The sequence below is a fragment of the Hydrogenophaga sp. genome (assembly GCF_051860785.1).
Classification (GTDB): Bacteria; Pseudomonadota; Gammaproteobacteria; order Burkholderiales; family Burkholderiaceae_C; genus Hydrogenophaga.
In genome coordinates this window covers 96,387-118,411 of sequence record NZ_JBIMLB010000001.1, presented here as the reverse complement: position 1 = coordinate 118,411, position 22,025 = coordinate 96,387, and the positions used below count along the sequence as shown (strand labels likewise).

Sequence of the window (22,025 nt, the reverse complement as noted above, 5' to 3'; positions counted from 1 at the left end):
GGTGTGCGCCTTGACATCGGCATCAGGTGCGCTTGACCTTCACCTTGCGCCAGTCATCGGCATCGCGCCAGGCGGTGTCGAAATCCTGCTGGCTCTTGTGCACCTTGGCGAAGTACTTCGACTTGCTTTCCCTGGCCGTCTTGTCGGCCCAGTCGACGCCGATCTTGCGGGTGGCGAACTGCACCTCTTCATCCAGTTCGATCATCGTCACGCCGTTCTTCTTGTAGAAGTCGAAGGCCTTGGCGTCTTCCACGCCGATCTTCGCCCAGCTCTCGAACGTGACCAGCTTGGCAACCACTTCGACCAGCTTGCGGTCGGCCTCAGGCATCTTGTCCCACACACCCTTGTTCACGACCAGTTCAAAGGGCGCGCAGGGCTGGTGCACACCGGGATAACTGAGGTAGCGCGCCACCTTGTAGAAGCCGGAAGACACGTTCTCCCACAGCGTGCCCCACTCGACCGCGTCGATCGCGCCGCGCTCCAGCATGGGGAACACGTCGCCACCGGCCGTGGTCACCGGTGCGGCGCCCAGGTCCTTCGACATTTCGAGCCAGGCACCCGCCGTGCGCAGCTTCAGGCCCTTGAGATCGGCCAGGGTCTTCACCGGTTTGCGCGAATGCACGAACACCTCGGCCGTGCGCATGAAGAGCGGGAAGGAGATCACGCCATCGCTGTCTTCGCGGAACTCGCGCTGCAGCTGCACACCACCGCCTTCGTAGAGCCAGTGCAGCATGCGTTCGGCGTCGAAGCTGCCTGCATAGCCGCCGAACAGCGCGGTGGTCTGGTCCTTGCCCCAGTCGTAGCCGATCCAGGTGTGGCCGCATTCGGCCAGGCCGTTCTTCACGGTCTCGGGCACCTTGAGGGCATTGCCCAGACCACCACCTGGAAACGTCTGGATCTTGAAACGCCCGCCCGAAAGCTGGCCCATGCGCTCGGCGAACGCCTTGGCGCCGATGTCCATCAGGGGGCCGCCGGCCCAGCCCGTGGCCATCTTCCAGTTGTAGGTGGGACCGGATTGCGCCTGTGCGCTGGCGGCCGCGAGCAGGCCGGCGCCGGCCAGGCCGGTGCCGATGAGTTGACGACGTTTCATGGTTTTGTCTCCTTCGGGGTGGATGGGGAATTCAGACCAGGGCCTGGTTCTCTTCGGGGGTGAGCTGCGGACCGTCGAGCGTGACGCGCTTCTCCTGCGTTTCGCTGTTCCGGAAGCGGTCGATGATCGGCTTCAACTCGGGCTTGATGTAGCGCTCGTCGTAGCCGTTGAACAACGTGCCGATCAGGCCGCGGTTCAGGTCGCTGGTCCCCATGATCCAGTCGAAGATGGGGAAGGACAGGTTCATGTTCTTGTGCATCATGATTCCCTGGTTGTGGTGCGCCGTGTGGTGGCGCCGGATGGTGTTGATGAACGGCATGTTGCGCACGAACCAGTTCTCGTGGACATGGCAGCACAGGTGGAAAACTTCATAGACCAGGTAGTGCGCCACCATCGTCATGTAGAGGATGTAGCCGGCGTTCGGGTTGAATATCTGCGCAGCGGTCCAGCCGAGGATGCCGCCTGCAACGCCCAGCACGATCAGCACGCGCCAGGGGAAGAACACGATGCGGAACTCACGCACGGTGTCGATGGTGATGTCGTTGTCGGTGAAGTACTGATGATGCTCACGCGTGTGGCGCTCGTAGATCGCCCGCAGCGCGAACACATCGATGCGCCGGTGCATCACGTACTTGTGCATGAACCACTCGATGAAGTTGCCCGCCAGAAAGACCGGCAGAACGATCAGCCATTCCCAGCGCGGGTTGTCCAGCTGGCCGGCGCAATACCAGAGCGCTCCGATGCCCACCAGAAACATCACACCGGTGTGGAGAAAGCCGTTGTAGAGCGGACTGATACCGCCCTTGTACTGCTCGCGAAAGCGGCGCTGCTTTTCAGTCATCATGCTCGATCACTCCTGTTGTTCAACTAACATATCAGTTGAATGATAGAAGTCGATTTGTAGCATGTCAATGCCTGAGGAAGGCACTCATGGAAGACCCTAGGTCGGCCGGGCATGCACCCAGGGCTGCGTGACCCACACCCGCGAGGGGCAGCCATCGCGCCTGCGGCACGTTCGCGGCCAGCCAGAGGCCGTGTTCCAGAGGACACTGATCGTCGTGCTCGCCATGCACCACCAGCGTGGGCCGGCGAATCGCGCGCGCCGCTTCGCGCAGGTCTGCACCGCGCACCGACGCCCAGGTCGCGGCCACCGCATCGGCATCGGCCACCGCCTTGAGGCCGAGTCGCTGCGCACGCTCTCGCGCTTCTGCGGCCAGTGATGCCGGTGTTTCACCCTGGAACCACACCGCACCCGGCGTGGCACATGCGGTACCGGAGATCAACACCAGCCGGTCGATGTCCGCATCGCCATGGCGCGCCAGCAGGTTCAGGATCACGCTGACGCCCATGCTCCAGCCAGCCAGGGACACCGGACTTTCGTGCTTCTGCCGCAGCTTCTGCAGCAGCGCCTGGATGAGGTCGGCATAGTGGTCAAGGTGGTAGTAGCGTTCGCGCGGCAGGGCAGAGGTTTTGTTCCAGCGCGGTGAGAGGCCGCGACCCGGCAGGTTGGGCAACACGCACCGCCAGGCTGAAAGCGAAGGCAGCAAGGGCGACCACGCATCGGCAGTTCCCTGGATGCCATGCACCAGCAGCAAAGGCGTGCCGATGCCGGCCTCGCGCCACTCAAGGGTTTGTGCCAATCGGCATGCGTCAGGATTTAGCATACAAGTAATATATCAATGGTTTTTCAATAGTTTCTCAGTCATCGCTTCCCCGCGCATCCGTTATGACCCTGATAGCCGACAACCCCATCACCCTCTGCACGCCTTCGCGCGTGTTGTGCGCCGACGGCGCCCGCCACCGCATCGCACCCCTCTGCAAAAGCCTGGGCTGGCGCCAGGCCCTGGTGGTCTCTGACCGCTGGTTCACGCAGAACAGCCCTGCGCTCGCCGAGCTGCTGCAGACCTTGGAGCAGCAGGGCATCGCGGCCCATGTGTTCGATGGCGGCGAGCCGGACCCGTCCACCACGCTGGTCGACCGCGCCACCGCCTGGGTGCGCGAACAGGGCGTCGCGCCCGATCACGTGATCGCCTGGGGCGGCGGCAGCAACATCGACCTGGCCAAGGCGCTTTGCGTGACGGTGTCGAGCGGTCGTCCGGTGGCCGAACTGGTGGGGCACGCGAACTGGCCGGCGCCGCCCCTGCCCCTCGTGGCGGTTCCCACCACGGCCGGAACCGGCTCGGAGATCACGCCCGGCGCCATCCTGATCCAGCCGGGCAGTGCGACGAAAGTGGCGCTGATGGCCAATGCGCTGCGCCCGGCCGTGGCCGTGATCGACCCCGAGCTCACCTGGAGCTGCCCGCCGCGCGTCACCGCCGACGCCGGGCTGGACGCCCTCACCCATGCCATCGAGTCGTGGCTGACGCTGGACGCTTCGGCGTTCGACAATGCGGGCGATCCCGACCCTGGCTACAGCGGACGCAACGAGGTGACCGTGATGTTTGCTCGCGAAGCCACGCGGCTCGCCTTCAGCCACCTCGCCACCGCCTTCGATCACCCGAAGGACCGCACCGCACGCAACGCCATGGCGCGTGCCAGCCTGTACGCCGCGATGTCCTACGCCACGGCCGGCCTGAACGCCGTGCACGGACTGGCCTACGCGTTGGCCGGACTCACCCACGCCAGCCATGGCAGCACCAATGCCGTGATGCTCCCCTACGTGATGGACGCACTGGTGGAATACCGGAGCGATGAACTGGCCGACATCGCCCGCCTGGCCGGCGCGCCGGAAGCGGATGTGCGAACGATGGCACGCCAGGCGCCCGTGCTCACCCGCGAACTCGTTCGGCGGCTGGGACTGGCCGGCGATCTGGTAACGTTCGGCGTGACCGAGGATCAACTGCCGGGATTGATCGCCGATGGGCTGTCGGTGACGCGCCTGGCCAAGGCCTGGCCGGGGGATCCGGCCGACGAGGCGTATGCCCGCATCGTCCGCAACGCCTTCTTCGGGCAGCTTTCGGGAGAAACCAGTCGATGAGCAAAGCGCCGGTGGCAAAAAAGAAAACCGTGCGCGCCTTGAAGCGCGCGCCCGAGCCCGTGGCCGCGCCGGCCAGGGCGCGCGGCACCGGGACGGCCCGCCCGCGCAGCCTGACCGCCCAGGCCTACGAACGCATCGAGGAAATGATCGTCAAGCTCGAGCTGCAGCCAGGCACCGCATTGAGCGAAGCCGAGCTGTCGGCACGGCTGGGCATTGGCCGCACACCGGTGAGGGAGGCCTTACAACGCCTGGCGCGGGAGCATCTGGTGCAGATCCTGCCGCAGCGTGGCGTGCTGGTGTCCGAGCTCGACATCAAGCGCCAGTTGCGCCTGCTTGAAGTGCGGCGCGAGGTCGAACGCCTGGTGGCGCGTTGCTCGGCACGCCGCGCAACCGACGCCGAGCGCAAGCAGTTTGCTGAACTGGCAGCCGAATTCAACGCAGCGGCAAAAACCAACGACCAGACGCGGTTCATGAAGGCCGACAAGGCCTTCAACGACCTCTCGCTTCGCGTGGCGCGCAACGAATTCGCCGCGGGTGCCATGGGACTGATGCACGGCCTGTCCCGCCGCTTCTGGTTCATGCACCACCGCCAGGCCGACGACACCGAGTTCATGGCCTCACTGCATGGCCGCCTTTCCAAAGCCATTGCCGACGGCGATGAAGCGGCCGCGGCAAAGGCGCTGGACGCGCTGATCGATCACAACGAAAACTTCACCCGCTCCACGGTCAACACCGACTACTGAGCGAGTCAGGCCAACACCGCCCTGAGTTGTTCGGCCACGGCCGCTGAGAAGGCGGGATCGTTGATGTGGTGCGGCAGCCGGATCAACCGGTGCGTGTCGCTGGCGATGAACAAACGCGCCAGTGTGTCGAACAGCGCTGCATCCGCCGCCGGATCGTGAAACGGTTGGCCAGGTGCGTCGATCATCGACAGCCCCCCCAGTGGCAACAGCAGGCGCACCGGGCCGCTGGCGCGGTTGAGCTGCTCCGCGATGCGTCGCGCGGCCGCTTCCAGTTCCTGCGCGTTGCTGCGCATCAGCGTCACGTTGGCGTTGTGAACGTGAAAGGTGCGGTCCTGGTGCCGTGCGGGAACGGTGTCGCGCGCGCCCCAGTTGATCATGTCGAGCGCACCGACCGATCCCACCCACGGCAGGCCGTGGCGGGCGGCGGCGTCCAGCCGGTTCGGGCCGGCGTCGCACACGCCACCGAGCAGGTGCTGGCCCACTTCGGTGGTGGTGATGTCGACCACGGCGCGCAGCATGCCGGCGGCAGCCAGCGCTTCCAGCGTGCGGCCACCGGCGCCGTTGGCGTGGAACACCTGCGTGTCGAACCCGTCGCTCAGCAAGCCGCGCACCGCCTGCACGCAGGGCGTGGTGACACCGAACATGGTGAGGCCGATGGAAGGCTTGTCCTGCGCGTGGTCCACCGGCGCGCGGTGCTGCAGCATGCCCGCCAGCGCGTGCGCCGCATTGGCCAGGATGGTGCGAGAGAGCCGGTTGAGCCCGGCGATGTCGGTCACCGGGTACATCAGCGTCATGTCCACCACGCCCACATAGGCGGACACATCGCCCGCCGCCATGGTGGAGACCAGCAGCTTGGGCACGCCGATGGGCAGCAGGCGCATGGCCGGCGCGATCATGGAACTGCCGCCCGAGCCGCCCACGCCCAGCATGCCCTGGATCTCGCCTGCGGCCAACCGCTCGCGCACGAGCGCGGCCAGCGCGTCGCCCATGGCGATCACGGCCTCGCCACGGTCGGTGGGTTCGAACACGGCAGACCCACCGCGCGGGTGGTGGCTGGCCACCGCGCGGGCCTCGATATCGGCCACCCCGGGTGCGCTGCGCGTGCCGATGTCCACCGTGACCACGCGCACGCCGGCTGCACGCAGCAGACCGGCCAGGTAGTCCAGTTCGGCGGCCTTGGTGTCGAAGGTGCCGACCACCCAGGCGGCCGGCTGAATCGCGCTCATTTGCGCCGGTCGTAATGCGCGTTCACGCATTCGAAGAAAGTGCGAAAGGTGCCCTTCACGCGCTCCACCGCCTCGGCTTCCTGGTCGGCCGGCACGTCCCATTCGGCCCACCATTCACCAAAGCAGCGGTCGCCTTCGGTGATGGGCAGCAGGTGCATCTCGGCCACGTAGTTGGTCCACGGCGCGTCGATGTGCAGGATCTTGTAGCGGCAGCGGTGGGTGTCGTCGGAGAGCGCCAGCAACTGCTCGCGCAGGTAGCCACCGTCCTCGCGCACGGTGAAGTGGCGCACGCAGCCGATCTGGTCGGACGGCTTGCCGTCTTCGATGTAGGACTTCTCGAAATAGGGGTGGTAGTTGCCGAGCGCGCCGAAGTCGCGCAGGTAGGACCATGCCTGATCGATCGTCGCATTCATCACCGCGCTCACGTATACCCTGGCCATGTGTGTCTCCTCTCGTTCGGGTTTCAGAAGCTCAAATTCTTGTAGCGTTCCACATGCGCCTTGATGGCGATCTCGGTGGGCAGTCGTTCCATGCTGCTGGCGCCGTAGAAGCCGTTGCAATGCTGGCTGTGCTTGAACACGTAGTCCACGTCTTCGGGCGACGAGATGGGACCACCATGCGCGATCACGATCACGTCCTTGCGCACCTTGCGCGCGGCCTCGCCCCATTCGTCGATGAGCTTCACGGAGTCGGCGAGCGACTTGGCCGACGTGGCACCGATGGTGCCGCCGGTGGTCACGCCCAGGTGCGGCACCACGAAATCGGCGCCGGCCTCGGTCATGGCCACGGCTTCTTCGACGGAGAACACATAGGGGGTCGTCAGCATGTCGAGTGCGTGGGCTTCGCCGATCATCTCGACTTCGGTGGCGTAGTTGATGCCGGTCTCCTCAAGGCTCTGGCGGAAAGTGCCGTCGATGATGCCCACGGTGGGAAAGTTCTGCACGCCGGAAAACCCCAGTTCCTTGAGCTTTTTCAGGAACACCGGCATGACGATGAAAGGATCGGTGCCGTTCACGCCGGCAATCACCGGCGTCTTCTTCGCCACCGGCAGCACCTCGCCGGCCATCTCCAGCACGATGTCGTTGGCATTGCCATACGCCAGCAGGCCAGCGGAAGACGCCCGCCCGGCCATTCGGTAGCGGCCAGAGTTGTAGATCACGATGAGGTCGATGCCAGCGGCCTCTTCGCACTTGGCGGAGATGCCGGTGCCGGCACCGCCCCCGATGATGGGCACACGGCGGCGGACCATGTCCTGGAACTTCGCCATCAGGGCTTGGCGTTCGAAGCGCGGCATGAATATCTCCTTGAAATGGAATCCGGGGTTGTCTGGGTGAACGGTCAGGAGCCGTCGCGTGGGCGCGTGCGCAACGCCGCCACCGCGCCGGCAATGCCGCTGCGGAACGAGAGCACACAGACCATGAAGATCACGCCGGTGACCAGCGTGACCCAGCCGCCAAACGCGTCGAGGTAGTACTGCAGGCCCACCACCAGCGCTGCGCCGATGGCGGGGCCGAAGACCGTGTGCATGCCGCCGAGCAGGGCCATCAGCACCACGTCGCCCGAGAGGTGCCAGTGCACGTCGGACAGCGCGGCGAGCTGGAACACCAGCGCCTTCATGGATCCCGCCAGGCCCGAGAGCGCGGCCGAGAGCACGAACAGCATGAGCTTGTAGCGCTCCACCGGGTAGCCGAGCGAGCGGGCGCGCGGCTCGTGTTCGCGGATGGCTACCACCACGTGGCCGAAGGGCGAGCGCACCACGCGGTGGATGAGCCACAGGCCTGCCAGCGTCACGAACAGCACCAGGTGGTACATGGCGAAGTCGCTTCGCAGGTCGATGAAGCCCAGCAGCGTGCCGCGCGGAATCTGCTGCATGCCGTCTTCCGCGCCAGTGAAGGGCAGTTGCAGGAAGATGAAATACACCATCTGCGCCAGCGCCAGCGTGATCATGGCGAGGTAGATGCCCTGGCGGTGGATGGCCAGGCCACCCACCACGGCACCCAGCACGGCCGCTGCGGCGGTGCCCATGAGCAAGGCCAGTTCGGGCGGCAGGCCCCAGTGCTTGGCAGCCAGGCCGGTGACGTAGGCCGCGCTGCCGAAGAAGGCCGCATGGCCGAAGGACATCATGCCGCCGAAGCCCAGCAGCAGGCTGTAGGCGCAGGCGAACAGCGCCATGCACAGCAGCTTCATCACGAACACCGGGTAGACCACCTGCGGCGCCCACGGCACCACCAGCAGCGCCAACACCACCACGGCCATGAAGACCTTCTGCCAGGTCGGCATCGTCGTGTTCATGCTGCACCTTCTTTCCCGAACAAGCCTCGGGGGCGAAACAAAAGCACCAGCGCCATCACCACGAAGATCACCGTGGTGGAGGCTTCGGAATAGAACACCTTGGTGAGCCCTTCGATCACCCCGATGCCCAGGGCGGTGACGATGGAGCCCAGCACCGAGCCCATGCCACCGATGACCACGATGGCGAAGACGATGATGACCAGGTTGGAACCCATGCCCGAGTTCACATGCAGGATGGGTGCGGCCAGCACGCCGGTGAACGCCGCCAGCGCAATGCCACCGGCGTAGGTGAAGGTCAGCAGAAGCGGCACATTGACGCCGAACGATTGCGTGAGCTGCGGCTTCTCGGTGGCGGCGCGCAGGCGTGCGCCCAGCGAGGTTCGCTCGATCAACCACCAAGTGACGAAACACGCCGCCAGCGCAGCAAAGATGACCCAGGCACGGTAGATGGGCAGCACCATGAAGCCGAGATTGAACACACCCTTGAGGTTCTCGGGCACGGGATACGGCTGGCCCGAGGTGCCAAACGCCACGCGGAAACCGCCTTCGAGCACCAGCACCAGGCCGAAGGTGAGCAGCAGGCCGTAGATCGGGTCCAGGCCGTACAGGCGGCGCAGCAGGCCACGTTCGAACACACCCCCCAGCGTGCCCACGATCAGTGGCACCAGCACGAGCGCCGCCCAGTAACCCAGGCCTGCGTAGCGCTGCAGCATCCAGGCGCCGAACGCGCCCACCATGAAGAACGCGCCGTGCGCGAAATTGACGATGCGCAGCAGGCCGAAGATGACCGCCAGCCCCAGGCTGAGCACGGCGTAGAAGCAACCGTTGACCAGGCCCAGCATGAGCTGCCCCGCCAGCACGGGCAGGGGAAGACCGAATACCTCAAACATCTCGTGTCCCTATGATGCGCAAGCCATGCCGTCCAAACATCCCGATCTCTCCCGTGAAACCCTGGTGCTGGGTGATGACACCGCGCAGACGGTGGTGCGTGCCGAACAATGCGATGCGCTGGCCGCGCGCCACATTGCCCATGTGTCGGTGCTGGACGCTGCCGCGCCCTACACCGTGGTGCGAACGAACCTGAGCGGTGCATTCATGCAGGTGTGCCTCGGCGGCGAGGGCCAGACGCTGCTGGACGGTCGCTGGTACACCCACAAGCCCGGCAGCGTGACCTTTGCGCCCGCGCACGTGCTGCACGCTTTCCATTGCGTGCCGGGCAAGCGCTGGCAACTGGCCTGGGTGCGCTTCAAACCCGACTCGGTGCGCTCGGTGGATGGCGCCATGGCGCCCACCATGACCGCGTTCGACGGCCGCGTGCTGCAGAACGCCATCCTGGGCCTGTCTGCCGAGATGGAAGGCGCGGCCGACCCTGGCACCTGTGTGGTGTGGGTCGACGTGATCGAGCGTTACGTGGCGCGCATTCTTGAACCCTTGCAGCGCGAACCGCGCCTGGTGCCGGTGTGGAACGCGGTGAAGAACGACCTGGCGCGCGACTGGACGCTGGCCGATCTGGCCGCACTGGCCAACACCAGTGAGGAGCATCTGCGACGCCTGTGCCAGAAGAACCTGGGCCGCAGTCCCGGCAAGCAGCTCGCCACGCTGCGCATTGCGCACGCCGCGCACCTGCTGGCCACCACCACCGAGAAGATCGAGGCCATTGCGCACGGCGTGGGCTATGTGAACCCCTTCGCGTTCTCCAACACCTTCAAGCGGTTGACGGGGTTTCGTCCCTCTGACTACAGGATGCGGCATCTCTAGACCCCTATCCGGGCGGTGATGGCTTCGAAGTTGCGCAGCAGCGTGGCCGCATCGAACGTGTCGGTGATGCGGCCCGACTCCATCAGGCAGTGCCGGTCGGCCAGTTCGGCGGCAAAGTGCACGTTCTGCTCCACCAGCACGATGGTGTAGCCGCGGCCTTTCAGCTGGCGGATCAGTTCACCGATGCGGTCGACGATGACGGGGGCGAGGCCCTCGGTGGGCTCATCGAGCAACAGCACGCGCGCCCCGGTTCGCAGGATGCGCGCAATCGCCAGCATCTGCTGCTCACCACCCGAGAGGTGCGTGCCCGCCGAGCCCGCGCGCTGCGCCAGGTTGGGGAACAGCTCGAACAGTTCGGCCTCGCTCATGCCGCCTTCGGCCACCACGGGCGGCAGGCGCAGGTTTTCGCGCACGGTGAGCGATGCGTAGATGCCCCGATCGTCCGGGCAGAAGGCGATGCCCATCCGCCCGATGTGGTGCGGCGCCAGGCCAATGAGTTCCTTGCCCTTGAAGCGGATGGACCCCTGGCGCTTGTCCATCATGCCCATGATGGACTTCAGCAGCGTGGACTTGCCCGCGCCGTTGCGGCCCAGCAGCGTGATCAGCTCGCCTTCGCGAACCTCCAGGCTGGCACCGTGCAGGGCCTGGCTGGGGCCGTACCAGGCGCGCAGGTCTTGTACCTGAAGCAGGGAGTCAGCCATGGTGGGACTCCCCCGCCACGGCGTTGTGTTTGCGTTGTCCTGCGTGGCCATGGCCCAGGTAGGCCTCCACCACGCGCGGGTCTTTCGATACGGTGGCGTAGTCGCCCTCGGCCAGTACCTCGCCGCGCGCCAGCACGGTGATGCGGTCGCACAGGTCGGCCACCACCGACAGGTTGTGCTCCACCATGAGCACGGTGCGCCCGCGCGCCGCCTGGCGAATGAGCGCGGCGGCCTGGGCGATGTCTTCAGCACCCATGCCCGCCATGGGTTCGTCCAGCAGCAGCACACGGGGCTCCAGCGCCAGCGTGGTGGCCAGCTCCAGCGCGCGCTTGCGGCCGTAGGGCAGCTCGCCGGCCAGGTGGTCGGCCCACTCGGCCAGGCCGGCCTCGGCCAGCAGTTCGCGGGTGCGTTCGTCGTAGGTCGCCAGCGCCTTGTCGCTGCGCCACCAGTCCATGGAATGCCCCCGGCGGCGCTGCACCGCCAGGCGCACGTTTTCAAACACGCTCAACTGCCCGAACACCGCCGAGATCTGGAACGAACGCACCAGCCCCAGGCGCGCCACCGCATCGGCCGGCGTGCGCGTGATGTCGTTGCCCTGGAAGCGGATGCGCCCGGCGGTCGCGTCGATGAAACGGGTGAGCAGGTTGAAGCAGGTCGTCTTGCCGGCGCCGTTGGGACCGATCAGCGCATGGATGCTGCCCTCCTGCACCGACAGGCTCACGTTGGAGACCGCGTGAAACCCGTGGAAGGTGCGGGAGAGCCCCTGCGTTTCGAGGATGAAAGACATGTGAGTACCAGACAGTCGAGGGCCGCAGCGCACGGCCGCTCCGAAGCGGCCGGCCGCCCCCCAGTGGGGGGTATGCGGCTACACGCAGTGAGCAAGCAACGGGGGGCGTCTATTTACTTCTTGACCAGGTAGCAGGTGCTTTGCGATAGCGGCATGAACGCCTGGTCCGCCGGAATCGTCTTCACGGCCTTCAGGTAATCCCACGGACCCTTGGACTCGGCCGGCGTCTTCACCTGCCAGAGGTACATGTCGTGCACCATGCGGCCGTCTTCGCGGATCTTGCCGGCCTTGGTGAACATGTCGCTGATGGGCATCTCGCGCATCTTGGCCGACACCGCATCCGGGTCGTCCGTGCCCGCAGCCTGCACGGCTTTCAGGTAGTGCATGGTCGACGAGTAGTCACCCGCGTGGGCCATGTTCGGCATCTGGCCGCCCACGCGCTGCTGGAAACGGCGTGCGAACGCGCGCGATTCGTCGTTCATGTCCCAGTACCAGGCGTTGGTGAGCTGCAGGCCCTGCGCCGTGGGCAGGCCGAGGGCGTGCACGTCCTGGATCCACAGCAGCAGCGCGGCCAGCTTCTGGTTCTTGGTGAGGCCGAACTCATTGGCCGCCTTGATGGCGTTGATGGTGTCGTTGCCGGTGGAAGCCAGGCCGATGATCTTGGCCTTGGATGCCTGTGCCTGCAGCACGTACGAAGAGAAGTCGGTGGTGCCCAGCGGGTGGCGCGCGGCGCCCACCACACGACCCTTGGCGTTGCGCACCACGTCGCCCACCTGCTGCTCCAGGCCGATGCCGAAAGCGAAGTCCACGGTGAGGAAGAACCAGGTGTCTCCCCCACCTTCCACGACCGCCTTGCCCGTGCCGTTGGCCAGCGAATAGGCGTCGTAGGCATAGTGCACCGTGTAGGGGGAGCACTGTGCGTTGGTCACGCCCACGTTGGACGCGTTGTTCACGATGGCGTGGCGCTTCTTCTCCTTGGCCACACCGGCCACCGCCAGGGCCACGCCCGAGTTGGCCAGGTCGTTGATCATGTCCACGCCGCCGTCGTACCACTCACGCGCCTTGGCCGCGCCCACGTCCGCCTTGTTCTGGTGGTCGGCAAAGACCACCTCGATGTCCTTGCCGAACATCTTGCCGCCGAAGTCTTCCACGGCCATCTTCACAGCCTCGACCGCGCCCTTGCCCGAGATGTCGGCGTACACGCCGGAAATGTCCGTCAACACGCCGATGCGCAGCACGTCGTTGGAAAGTCTGCCTTGCTGTTGCGCTTGCGCCTGAGCCACGCCCACGCTGGCCGCGGCGACAACCGTTGCGGCTGCCCACAGTTTCAGTTCCATGCTTTTTGTCTCCTGATTGGTTGTAGCCCCGAACCGGGTGTTCGAGTGGGGCCAATGCTAGGAGAGCAGGAAAAGGGAAACCATGGGCGGGAGGCACAGGGGGATACTTGAAAACCACATCTCGCGCATCGGATCGTCCCCGCTGGTCTTTGTCGGGGATATACATTCCAGACACATTGCTTGCGCAGAATGTCCGTTCCGGCACTGACCCGCCCTCCAGGGGCGGTTGGCTTCCAGCACCCCCTCCCCGCCTCGCGCCGAATTCCATGCCACAGACTCCCGTTTCAGCCGATGTTCCGCGCCAGCCAGGCTCTGCGCTCCAGACGAGGTCTTCCCTGACCATGGAACGTGACCGCGCCTTGCGCTGGTCCTGGATGCTCATCGGGGCGGCCACCGCCCTCGCACTGGCCGGCTGCGGTGAGAAGAAAGCGCCCGCCGCTGCCCCGGCCGCAGCCTCGGTCGGCTACCTCGCGGTGGTGCTGCAGACGCAGGGCCTCGACACCGAGCTGAGCGGGCGCACCCGCGCATCACAGAGCGCGGAAGTGCGGCCGCAGGTCTCGGGCATTCTCCAGAAGCGCCTGTTCACCGAGGGCGCCACGGTCAAGGCCGGCCAGCCGCTCTACCAGATCGATGCGCGCACCCTGCAGGCGACGACGCAGAGCGCCGAGGCGGCGCTGGCCAGGGCGCGTGCAACCGCGCAGACGGCGCGCACCAACGCCGAACGCAATGCCGAGCTGGTGAAGATCGACGCGATCAGCCGCCAGGTGTTCGACGAAAGCCAGGCCCAGGTCGCCCAGTCGGCGGCCGACGTGGCCGTGGCGCAGGCCGCTCTGGAGAGCGCCCGCATCAACCTGCAGTACAGCCGCATCCTGGCGCCCATCAGCGGGCAGACCGACCTGTCGGCGGTGCTGCCAGGCTCGCTGGTCACCGCCAACCAGACCCAGGCGCTCACCACCATCAGCCAGCTCGATCCCATCCTCGTCGACATCACGCAGTCCAGCGCCGAATTGCTCGAGCTGCGGCGGCAGTGGCAGGCCGGCGCGTTCGGCAAGGTCGAGCCGCGCGGCGCCCCGGTGCGCCTGGCGCTGGAGGACGGCAGCCTGTACCCGCAAACCGGAACCCTGCAGTTCACGGGCGCCTCCGTGAGCCAGACCACCGGGGCCATCACGTTGCGTGCGGTGTTTCCCAATCCGGACCAGGTGCTGATGCCTGGCATGTACGTGAGGGCACGCCTGTCCACCGGCGAGTCCAGCGAGGCCATCGTGCTGCCGCAGCAGGCGGTGCAGCGCGATCCGGCCGGCAAGCCCAGCGTGCAGGTCATCAACACCGACAACAAGATCGAGAAGCGACCGATCCGGCTGGGCCAGGCCCTGGGCACCCGGTGGCTGGTGCTTGAGGGCCTGAAGGCCGGCGAACGCGTGATGGTGGACGGTTTCCAGAAGGCCCGCGTCGGCCAGGTGGTGACGCCGGTTGCCATGCGCATGGAAGGCAACCGCGTGGTGGAGGTCAGCCCGGCCTCACCGCCCAGCGGACAGGCGCCCGCCTCCGCCCCACCCAAGCCCTGAGCACGCCATGGCCTACTTCTTCATCCACCGCCCGGTCTTCGCCTGGGTGCTGTCCATCGTGATCATGCTCGCGGGGGCGCTGTCGATCTTCACGCTCCCGCTGGAACAGTACCCGGACATCGCACCGCCTCGCGTGTCGATCAACGCCACCTACACGGGCGCCTCGGCCGAGACCGTGGCCGACTCGGTGACGCAGGTGATCGAGCAGCAGCTCAAGGGCATCGACAACGTGCTCTACATGAGCTCGACCAGCGATTCGGCCGGCCGCTCGCGCACGCAACTCACGTTCGCACCCGGCACCGACATCGACGTGGCCCAGGTGCAGGTGCAGAACAAGCTGCAGACCGCGATGAACCGGTTGCCCGAGGCGGTCAAGAGCCGGGGCGTGTTCGTGAACAAGGGTGGGCAGGACAACCTGATGACCTACGTGTTCACCTCGCCCGATCCCTCGGTGACCCAGGTGGCGATCGGCGACTACATCACCAGCAACGTGGTCGACGTGATCTCGCGCATCGATGGCGTGGGCGACGTGAACGTGTTCGGCACCAGCTACGCGATGCGCATCTGGATGGACCCGGGCAAGCTGGAGCAGTTCGCGCTGATGCCGTCGGACATCGTCGCCGCGCTGAACGCGCAGAACGCCCAGGTGTCTGCCGGCCAACTGGGTGCGCTGCCGGCGGTGAAGGACCAGATGCTCAACGCCACCATCACGGCGCGCACCAAGCTCAAGACCGTGGACGAGTTTCGCGGCGTCGTGCTCAAGGCGGCTGCCGACGGCTCGCTGGTCACCGTGGGCGATGTGGCCCGCGTGGAGCTGGATGCCGACAACCTGACGGTGAAATCCCGTCTGAACAACCAGCCGGGTGCCGGCCTGGGCGTGGTGCTGGCCGACGGCGCAAACGCCATGGCCGTGGCCACAGCCGTCAACGCCAAGATGGCCGAGCTGGCGCCCTTCTTCCCCGACGGTATCACCGGCGTGATCAGCTCGGACTCCACGCCCTATGTGCGAGCCTCCATCAAGGAAGTGGCCATCACGCTGGCCGAGGCCATGCTGCTGGTGGTGATCGTGATGTACGTGTTCCTGCAGAACCTTCGCGCCACGCTGATCCCGGCGATTGCGGTGCCGGTGGTGCTGCTGGGCACCTTCGGCGTGCTGTCGGTGATGGGCTATTCCATCAACATGCTGACCATGTTCGCCATGGTGCTGGCCATCGGCCTGCTGGTGGACGATGCCATCGTGGTGGTGGAGAACGTGGAGCGGGTGATGCACCAGGAGGGCCTGCCCGCGAAGGAGGCGACGATCAAGTCCATGGCCGAGATCACGCCGGCGCTGGTCGGCATCGGCCTCACGCTCTCGGCCGTGTTCATCCCCATGGCGTTCTTCTCCGGGTCGGTGGGTGTGATCTACCGGCAGTTCTCCGTGGCCATCGTATCGGCCATGGCCTTCTCAGTGCTGGTCGCACTCACGCTCACGCCGGCCCTCTGCGCCACCATCCTCAAACCCACCCAGCACCTGCACGAGGGCGCGCCGGTCCGCCGGGGTCTGCTGGGCTGGGCAGATCGCTTCTTCCGCGGCTTCAACAAGGGCTTCGACCGCAACGCCGCGCGCTACCAGGGCATCGTCGGCAAGCTGCTGGTGCGCAGCAAGCGCGTGCTGCTGGTGTTCGCCCTGCTCATCGGCGGCGTGGTGTTCCTGTTTCAGAAGCTGCCCACCTCCTTCCTGCCGATCGAGGACCAGGGCTTCATCACGGCCAGCGTGACCATGCCCGCCGGCTCGTCCGACGCGCAGCTCGAAGTCGTGCTGCAGGACATCACCCGCTATTTCATGGCCCAGCCCGATGTGCTGCGCGTCAACTCGCTCGCCGGCAACAGCGGCAACCAGAGCGCGGGCACGATTTTCGTGCGCCTCAAGCCCTGGGACGAGCGCCCGAATGTCGAACAGGGCGCCGATGCCATCGCGCGCAAGGCCACGCGCGATCTCTCCCGCATCCGCTCGGCGCGCATCTTCGTGTCCCTGCCGCCCGCGGTGCGGGGCCTGGGATCGGACGCCGGCGTGAACTTCATGCTCAAGGACATCAACGGCCTGGGCAACGACGCGCTTCGCGCGGCCAAGGACCGCGTGATCGAGCTGGCCGGCCAGCGCCCCGAACTGACCAACATGCGCACCACCGACTTCGACGTGACCTCCGAACTCAAGGTGGTGATCGACGACCGCAAGGCCGCTGCGCTGGGCCTGGCCACCAGCGACATCAACAACGTGCTCTCCAGCGCGGTCGGCGGCACCTACGTGAACGACTTCGTGCACAACGGCCGCGTCAAGCGCGTGTATGTGCAGGGCGATGCGCCGTTCCGCATGCTGCCGCAGGACATCGGCCAGTGGACGGTGCGCAACCGAACGGGCGAGATGGTGCCGCTCTCGGCTTTCACCTCCACCACCTGGACCAGCAGCGCGCCGCAGCTGCTGCGCTACAACGGCTCCCCGTCGATGGAGATGGTCGCGAACACCGCTGCCGGCGTGAGTTCGGGCGACGCGATGCGCGCGGTCGAAGCGATCATGGCCCAGATGCCCGTGGGCATCGGCTACGAATGGACGGGCGCTTCCCTGCAGGAGCGCCAGTCCGGCGCGCAGGCGCCGCTGCTCTACGCCATTTCCATCCTGTTCGTGTTCCTCTGTCTGGCGGCGCTCTACGAAAGCTGGAGCGTGCCGTTCTCCGTCATTCTGGCGGTGCCACTGGGCGTGGTCGGTGCCCTGCTTGCCACCTATTTCAGGGGCATGTCCAACGACGTGTACTTCCAGGTCGGCCTGCTCACCACGGTGGGGCTGGCGTCGAAGAACGCGATCCTGATCGTGGAGTTCGCGGTGCAGCTCATGGACCAGGGCAGAAGCCTGTTCGACGCCACGCTGGAGGCCGTGCGGCGCCGGCTGCGACCCATCCTGATGACCTCGCTGGCCTTCGGCTTCGGTGTGCTGCCGCTGGCGCTGGGCAGTGGCCCCGGCGCTGCCAGCCGGCAGGCCATCGGCACGGCTGTGCTCGGCGGCACCGTGCTCTCCACCCTGCTGGGGCTCTTCTTCGTGCCGGTCTTTTTCCTGCTGGTGCGCGGCTGGGTGCTCCGGGGAAGGTCGAAAAAGGAGGCCGCCGCCGGGCCCGGCCACGCGCCCGCGCTGTCGCCGCAAGGAGAGTCCTGATGCGCCGAGCAAACACCGCCTTGCGGCGCAGCCTCATCCCAGGCGGCATGAGCCTGCTGTTGGCGGCCTGCGTGCAGTTGCCACCGGCGATGCCCGACGTGCAGGGCGTGGTGCCGCCCACGCTGGGCCAGCCCATGGCCGTTGCCGATGCCAGCCCGGTGGCGGTGCAGACCGCCGCGCGGCTGGCGTGGGTCCAGCACCCGGGCCTGCGCCAGTCGATCGGCCAGGCGCTTACGCACAACCGCGACCTGCGCGTGGCCTTGTCCAACATCGAACGGGCGCGCGCGCAATACGGCATCACCAGTGCGGCGCAATTGCCCACGGTGGCCGCTGCCGCGCAGGGCAGCCGCAGTCGCACCTCGGCGGACCTCTCCAGCACGGGCGCGGCCGTTACCTCCACCCAGTACAGCGCGCAACTCGCCGTCACCAGTTTCGAACTCGACCTGTGGGGCCGTGTGCGCAACCTCAACGATGCGGCGTTGCAGCAGTTCCTTCAATCCGAAGCCAACCAGATCAACGTGCGCATCACGCTGGTGGCCGATGTCACCTACGCCTGGCTCAACCTGGCCGCCAACCAGGCGCGCCTGGCCCTCGCCCGCGACACCCTGGCCAGCCGGGAAAAGGCCTACGAGCTCACCCAGCGCATCCAGCAACTGGGCGGCACGTCCGGTCTGGTGCTGGCGCAGAACCGCATCACGGTTGAAACGGCCCGCGGCGATGTCGCCGCCTTCAGCGCCCAGGTGGCCAAGGACCGCAACGCCCTGGAGGCCCTGGTGGGCAGCGGCCTGGATCCCGCCTGGCTGCCCACCGCCGACACCCTGCGCGGCGACCCGGCCACGGCACCTGCGGCCCTGATGGTGCTGCCCGCGGAACTGCCATCGAGCCTGCTGCTCGAGCGCCCCGACGTGCGCATCTCGGAATACAACCTGCAGGCCCTGTCGGCCAACGTGGCGGCGGCGCGCGCGGCGCTGTTCCCCACCATCAGCCTGAGCACCAGCATTGGACTGGGCAGCCGGGAACTGGACAGCCTGTTCGGCAGCGGCAACAGCACCTGGAGCTTCGTGCCCCAGATCCGCTGGCCGATCTTCGACGGTGGTGGTGCGCGCGCGGCCGTGGATGTGGCGCAGGCCAACCGCGACATCGCCATTTCCCAGTACGAAAAGGCCATCCAGACCGCCTTCCGCGAGGTCTCGGACGCGCTCGCCGAACGCGCGCAGTGGCAGGAGCGCCTCTCGGCCCAGCAGGCCGTGGTGGATGCCAACGCACGGGCGTTCGAGCTGTCCGAGGCGCGCTTCACCTCCGGCGTGGACAACTACCTCACGGTGCTCGATGCGCAGCGCAGCCTGTACGCGGCCCAGCAGGCGCTGATCGGCCTGCGACAGTCCGAGCAGGCCAACCGCGTGGCGCTGTGGAAGGTGATGGGCGGGCAACTCACGCCACCGGCCGCACCCGGTTCATAAGCTCCGCAAGGCGTTTCACGAACCGGATCCGGGGTTTCGTCGCATCGGGATGTCCAGCGCCGGTCGCGCCATGCACAGTCCGGCCTCGAACTTCCCCTGCCACCCATCCACCCCAGGAAACGCCACCATGCTGCTGCAACTCGTCGTCAACCATCCCCAGGCCGTGGTCCCGATCCTGCGTGGTACGCCGGTTTGGGTCTGGGGCACTTTTTCGGGTCTGCTCGCGCTGGGCGCCAGCCAGTTGCGCGACCGCACGGCCAGCATGGCGCGGGTGTCGCTGATGCCGTTGGCGATGACCGCCTTGTCGGTGTGGGGCACCTTTTCTGCGCTGGCTCGATCGCCCCATCTGGCCATGGCCATCCTGGTCTGGCTCGTTGCCGCGGTCCTCGCGTTCGCCCTGGCTGCGCGCGGCCGACCGGTTGGCCACTACGATGCCGCGCGGCGGTTGTATGCGCTGCCAGGCAGCGTGGTCCCCCTGCTGCTGATCGTGGGCATTTTCCTGGTGAAGTACGTGGTGGGGGTGGACCTTGCCATGGCGCCGCAACTGGTCCAGAACGCACCGTACGTGCTCTGCATCGCGGCGCTGTACGGTGCGTTCACGGGTGTTTTCATCGGCCGCGCCTCACGCCTGTGGCGCCTTGCGCGTCGGCCTGCCCTGGCGGTGTAACGGTTTCGGCCGTGGTCAGTGCAAGCCTTTGCTCTCCACCACCGCTCTCAACTCGGCCGTCGCATCGGCCATCTGCCCGATGCGACGCTGCATGTCCTGGTGAAGCGCGCGCATCAGGCGCCCCAGGCTGATCCGCAGCTGCGCCATGTCTTCGTCGTCGGCAGTGCGTTCGACCGACACGAACTTTTCCAGCTCCACCAGGGCGTTGAGCGTGGTGGAAAGCGATGCGGCGTGGCTGTCTGCCCGGGCGGCGAGCAGGAGGATGCGGGGGTGAATCGACGCGGTGACCATGTGAGTCTCCCTGGAAACTGGGGTGTGCAACCACCGCCGCCACCGGTGCGATGCGCAACGGTGGCGGCGGCCCGAACGGGTTGGTCTACCGGGTGCTCCCTGCGGATTCCGGCGGGCCTCGCGGCCCCCCGCCCGAGCCGCCAAAAAGGGGGCACGAGCGAAGAAGCCGCAGACTCTGCGGATCAGAAACCCTGCGGCTTTCGCTGCAGGGAGCACTAGCGGGAGACCAATCCCGATCACGCCTTTTTCGCGTGACCGGCGCAGTATAGCGACGGGGTCTCGGTTTCCGGGGAGCGTTCTGGCTCGTGGTCAGCAACAATACCAGTACCCCCTATCCGTATTGATCACCCCATGGACATCAAGGAAGACGATCTCACCGGTCCGGAAATTCTGGATCTGCTCAACGAGCACCTGCGGAACATGTACGAGTGGTCGCCACCCGAGAGCGTGCATGCGCTGGATGTGTCCCGACTCAGAAGCCCCGACATCACGTTCTGGACAGCGTGGCAGAACGGACTGCTGATGGGTTGTGGCGCGCTGAAGGCGATGGGGCCGACCCAGGGTGAAGTGAAGTCGATGAGGACACCCACCGCGCGGCGTGGCCAGGGCGCGGGCCGCCGGATGCTGGAGCACATCGTGGCCGTGGCCCACAGTCGCGGCTACGAAGGCCTGAGCCTGGAAACCGGCAGCCAGTCCGGGTTCGAAGCCGCGCGCACGCTCTACGAAAGCTTCGGCTTCGAGCGCTGCGGGCCATTCGGCGACTACGTCGAGGACCCCAACAGCGTGTTCATGCGTTTGCGCCTGCGCTGAGCACGAAGTTTGGCCTGCAGGGCGCGTGGCCTGGGGCCGGGATTCAGAAAACGCGTCATCGCGATGCGAAAGTGTCCCTGTCCAACGCCACCCGCTGCCTGGTTGCCCTCGCCTCGTCTTCATCCAGAAACCGCGTAGAAGGCAGCCTATGAACAACCGCATCCAGATCGATGAGGCCGGCACGGATACCAGCCTGAATCCAGCGCACGTCGTTGGGAGCCCCTCGGGTGTACTTCGAGATCGCTGCGTCGTTCGCATCCAGAAAGAACGCCTTGATGCCATTCCTCGAGATCAGCCTCATCCGGTCTTCCCATCCATCTGGCAGCGTCAGCAGCCTGGGTGAGACGGGGTCGATGAAGGCGTCGTTTTGAAGCTGGTCGCCTCCCCGCGCGCGCATGTCGGGCACCGCACTGGCATGCGCGATGAGTTCCGCTCCCTGAGCCTGGAAATAGCTGTTGCCCAGCCAGCGGTGGTCCTGGCCTCCGGTGTTGATGACCCAGCGGATGGGTTGGTCCGCGAGGCGGCGGGCCGCCTGATCGATGTCGCGGGCGCTGAGGTGGGTCGCTCCACTGTCGATCAGCACGGCGCCACCAGGCGTGAGCACCAGGCCGATGTTGGCATTCAGGGCTTCATTCAGGGGCGTGCGCCCGCCGATGTCGCCCACGTGGACGTAGACGCCTTCGGTCAGTTTTTCAAAGCGAACTTCAACCGCCCCCGAAGTAATGTGCAGAAAGGCGATGAGCATGGCGACGAAGGTTTTTGACATGGCTCGGGGTTGGAGGTGCATTCAGGGCAGGTCGCGTTTGGGTACCACGGGCATACCGGCCTCACGCCAGCCTTCAATGCCGCCACGCAGGTAGCGCGCATCGACGCCAGACGCGCGCAGATGCAGTGCGGTGTCGCGGCTGACCTCGTGGCCGTGGACGCAGTAAACCGTGACGGGGCGATCGCGGGGAATGGAGGCCGCCCATTGCGCCACGGCGGCGGGGTCGTGCCAGGTGGCGCCGGGCAACTGGGTCGTTGCTTGCTCGAAGGCGCCGACGCGCCGCACGTCCAGCACCAGGCTGCCCGCCACATCGGCGTGTTCCACCACCAGCGCCTCGTTGGCGGGTTCAAGGGTATGGGTTTCCATGA

The 22,025-nt window shown here is 66.5% G+C and carries 22 protein-coding genes; 8 read left to right on the top strand and 14 right to left on the bottom strand.

From position 1 onward, the window contains the following. Nucleotides 1-22: 22 nt before the first annotated feature. The 3 genes from dctP to ACTIF6_RS00540 all read right to left on the bottom strand — a co-directional run bounded on the left by dctP (nt 23) and on the right by ACTIF6_RS00540 (nt 2,730). Nucleotides 23-1,090 (bottom strand): TRAP transporter substrate-binding protein DctP, encoded by a 1,068-nt coding sequence (dctP, locus tag ACTIF6_RS00550; protein ID WP_439586050.1) that lies wholly within the window; start codon nt 1,088-1,090, stop codon nt 23-25. A gap of 31 nt (nt 1,091-1,121) precedes the next feature. After that, nucleotides 1,122-1,934 carry a sterol desaturase family protein gene (locus ACTIF6_RS00545; protein ID WP_439586049.1) on the bottom strand — a complete coding sequence of 271 codons (813 nt, stop codon included), beginning with the start codon at nt 1,932-1,934 and terminating at the stop codon, nt 1,122-1,124. Between the two features lie 64 nt (nt 1,935-1,998). Continuing rightward, complete coding sequence (locus ACTIF6_RS00540; RefSeq protein ID WP_439586048.1) at nt 1,999-2,730, bottom strand: alpha/beta fold hydrolase; 732 nt, start codon at nt 2,728-2,730, stop codon at nt 1,999-2,001. An 86-nt stretch (nt 2,731-2,816) separates the two neighbouring features. Between ACTIF6_RS00540 and ACTIF6_RS00535 the strand changes: the two genes are divergently transcribed. Further along, entirely contained in the window at nt 2,817-4,067 is a 1,251-nt protein-coding gene (locus ACTIF6_RS00535; protein ID WP_439586047.1) for an iron-containing alcohol dehydrogenase, read from the top strand. Then, nucleotides 4,064-4,810, top strand: a complete 747-nt coding sequence (locus ACTIF6_RS00530; RefSeq protein WP_439586046.1) for a GntR family transcriptional regulator — start codon at nt 4,064-4,066, stop codon at nt 4,808-4,810. Before ACTIF6_RS00535 ends, ACTIF6_RS00530 begins: the two co-directional genes overlap by 4 nt. Nucleotides 4,811-4,815: 5 nt before the next feature. On the opposite strand, the gene ACTIF6_RS00525 is transcribed toward ACTIF6_RS00530, so the two are convergent. The 5 genes from ACTIF6_RS00525 to ACTIF6_RS00505 are packed head-to-tail and all read right to left on the bottom strand — an operon-like array spanning nt 4,816 to nt 9,218. Further along, nucleotides 4,816-6,036, bottom strand: a complete 1,221-nt coding sequence (locus tag ACTIF6_RS00525; RefSeq protein WP_439586045.1) for a Tm-1-like ATP-binding domain-containing protein — start codon at nt 6,034-6,036, stop codon at nt 4,816-4,818. Beyond that, the gene (locus tag ACTIF6_RS00520) at nt 6,033-6,476 is read right to left on the bottom strand and encodes an SRPBCC family protein (protein ID WP_439586044.1); all 444 of its coding nucleotides are present in this window, start codon (nt 6,474-6,476) and stop codon (nt 6,033-6,035) included. The genes ACTIF6_RS00525 and ACTIF6_RS00520 overlap by 4 nt, the downstream gene beginning before the upstream one ends. Before the next feature lie 23 nt (nt 6,477-6,499). Beyond that, complete coding sequence (locus ACTIF6_RS00515; protein WP_439586043.1) at nt 6,500-7,330, bottom strand: phosphoenolpyruvate hydrolase family protein; 831 nt, start codon at nt 7,328-7,330, stop codon at nt 6,500-6,502. Nucleotides 7,331-7,374: 44 nt separating this feature from the next. After that, nucleotides 7,375-8,328 carry a branched-chain amino acid ABC transporter permease gene (locus tag ACTIF6_RS00510; RefSeq protein ID WP_439586042.1) on the bottom strand — a complete coding sequence of 318 codons (954 nt, stop codon included), beginning with the start codon at nt 8,326-8,328 and terminating at the stop codon, nt 7,375-7,377. Further along, the gene (locus tag ACTIF6_RS00505; RefSeq protein WP_439586041.1) at nt 8,325-9,218 is read right to left on the bottom strand and encodes a branched-chain amino acid ABC transporter permease; all 894 of its coding nucleotides are present in this window, start codon (nt 9,216-9,218) and stop codon (nt 8,325-8,327) included. The genes ACTIF6_RS00510 and ACTIF6_RS00505 overlap by 4 nt, the downstream gene beginning before the upstream one ends. 25 nt (nt 9,219-9,243) lie before the next feature. On the opposite strand from ACTIF6_RS00505, the gene ACTIF6_RS00500 reads away from it, so the two are divergent. Continuing rightward, nucleotides 9,244-10,086 carry an AraC family transcriptional regulator gene (locus tag ACTIF6_RS00500; RefSeq protein ID WP_439586040.1) on the top strand — a complete coding sequence of 281 codons (843 nt, stop codon included), beginning with the start codon at nt 9,244-9,246 and terminating at the stop codon, nt 10,084-10,086. Here ACTIF6_RS00500 and ACTIF6_RS00495 read toward each other — a convergent pair. From ACTIF6_RS00495 to ACTIF6_RS00485, 3 genes are all read right to left on the bottom strand, one after another. Next, on the bottom strand, nt 10,083-10,787 hold the full coding sequence (locus tag ACTIF6_RS00495) for an ABC transporter ATP-binding protein (protein ID WP_439586039.1): 705 nt from the start codon (nt 10,785-10,787) through the stop codon (nt 10,083-10,085). The two genes, ACTIF6_RS00500 and ACTIF6_RS00495, sit on opposite strands and share 4 nt — an antisense overlap. Continuing rightward, nucleotides 10,780-11,574, bottom strand: a complete 795-nt coding sequence (locus ACTIF6_RS00490) for an ABC transporter ATP-binding protein (RefSeq protein ID WP_439586038.1) — start codon at nt 11,572-11,574, stop codon at nt 10,780-10,782. Before ACTIF6_RS00490 ends, ACTIF6_RS00495 begins: the two co-directional genes overlap by 8 nt. Before the next feature lie 113 nt (nt 11,575-11,687). Continuing rightward, the gene (locus tag ACTIF6_RS00485; RefSeq protein WP_439586037.1) at nt 11,688-12,911 is read right to left on the bottom strand and encodes an ABC transporter substrate-binding protein; all 1,224 of its coding nucleotides are present in this window, start codon (nt 12,909-12,911) and stop codon (nt 11,688-11,690) included. A gap of 341 nt (nt 12,912-13,252) precedes the next feature. Here ACTIF6_RS00485 and ACTIF6_RS00480 point away from each other — a divergent pair, with 341 nt between their 5' ends. The 4 genes from ACTIF6_RS00480 to ACTIF6_RS00465 all read left to right on the top strand — a co-directional run bounded on the left by ACTIF6_RS00480 (nt 13,253) and on the right by ACTIF6_RS00465 (nt 19,790). After that, nucleotides 13,253-14,476 (top strand): efflux RND transporter periplasmic adaptor subunit, encoded by a 1,224-nt coding sequence (locus tag ACTIF6_RS00480; protein WP_439586036.1) that lies wholly within the window; start codon nt 13,253-13,255, stop codon nt 14,474-14,476. 7 nt (nt 14,477-14,483) lie between these two features. Continuing rightward, the gene (locus ACTIF6_RS00475; protein ID WP_439586035.1) at nt 14,484-17,663 is read left to right on the top strand and encodes an efflux RND transporter permease subunit; all 3,180 of its coding nucleotides are present in this window, start codon (nt 14,484-14,486) and stop codon (nt 17,661-17,663) included. After that, nucleotides 17,663-19,123 carry an efflux transporter outer membrane subunit gene (locus ACTIF6_RS00470; protein ID WP_439586034.1) on the top strand — a complete coding sequence of 487 codons (1,461 nt, stop codon included), beginning with the start codon at nt 17,663-17,665 and terminating at the stop codon, nt 19,121-19,123. Before ACTIF6_RS00475 ends, ACTIF6_RS00470 begins: the two co-directional genes overlap by 1 nt. 127 nt (nt 19,124-19,250) lie before the next feature. Next, a complete protein-coding gene (locus tag ACTIF6_RS00465) occupies nt 19,251-19,790 on the top strand; it encodes a DUF6622 family protein (protein ID WP_439586033.1) in 540 nt (179 codons plus the stop codon). Between the two features lie 15 nt (nt 19,791-19,805). Here the strand turns inward: ACTIF6_RS00465 and ACTIF6_RS00460 are convergent, their stop codons facing one another. Then, entirely contained in the window at nt 19,806-20,081 is a 276-nt protein-coding gene (locus tag ACTIF6_RS00460) for a hypothetical protein (protein ID WP_439586032.1), read from the bottom strand. A gap of 351 nt (nt 20,082-20,432) precedes the next feature. Here ACTIF6_RS00460 and ACTIF6_RS00455 point away from each other — a divergent pair, with 351 nt between their 5' ends. Continuing rightward, nucleotides 20,433-20,891 (top strand): GNAT family N-acetyltransferase, encoded by a 459-nt coding sequence (locus ACTIF6_RS00455; RefSeq protein WP_439586031.1) that lies wholly within the window; start codon nt 20,433-20,435, stop codon nt 20,889-20,891. A 55-nt stretch (nt 20,892-20,946) separates the two neighbouring features. Here the strand turns inward: ACTIF6_RS00455 and ACTIF6_RS00450 are convergent, their stop codons facing one another. Continuing rightward, a complete protein-coding gene (locus ACTIF6_RS00450; protein ID WP_439586030.1) occupies nt 20,947-21,657 on the bottom strand; it encodes a DUF6036 family nucleotidyltransferase in 711 nt (236 codons plus the stop codon). Between the two features lie 21 nt (nt 21,658-21,678). After that, nucleotides 21,679-22,023: a rhodanese-like domain-containing protein gene (locus ACTIF6_RS00445; protein WP_439586029.1), complete on the bottom strand. Its 345-nt coding sequence runs from the start codon at nt 22,021-22,023 to the stop codon at nt 21,679-21,681. Between the last annotated feature and the right edge of the window lie 2 nt (nt 22,024-22,025).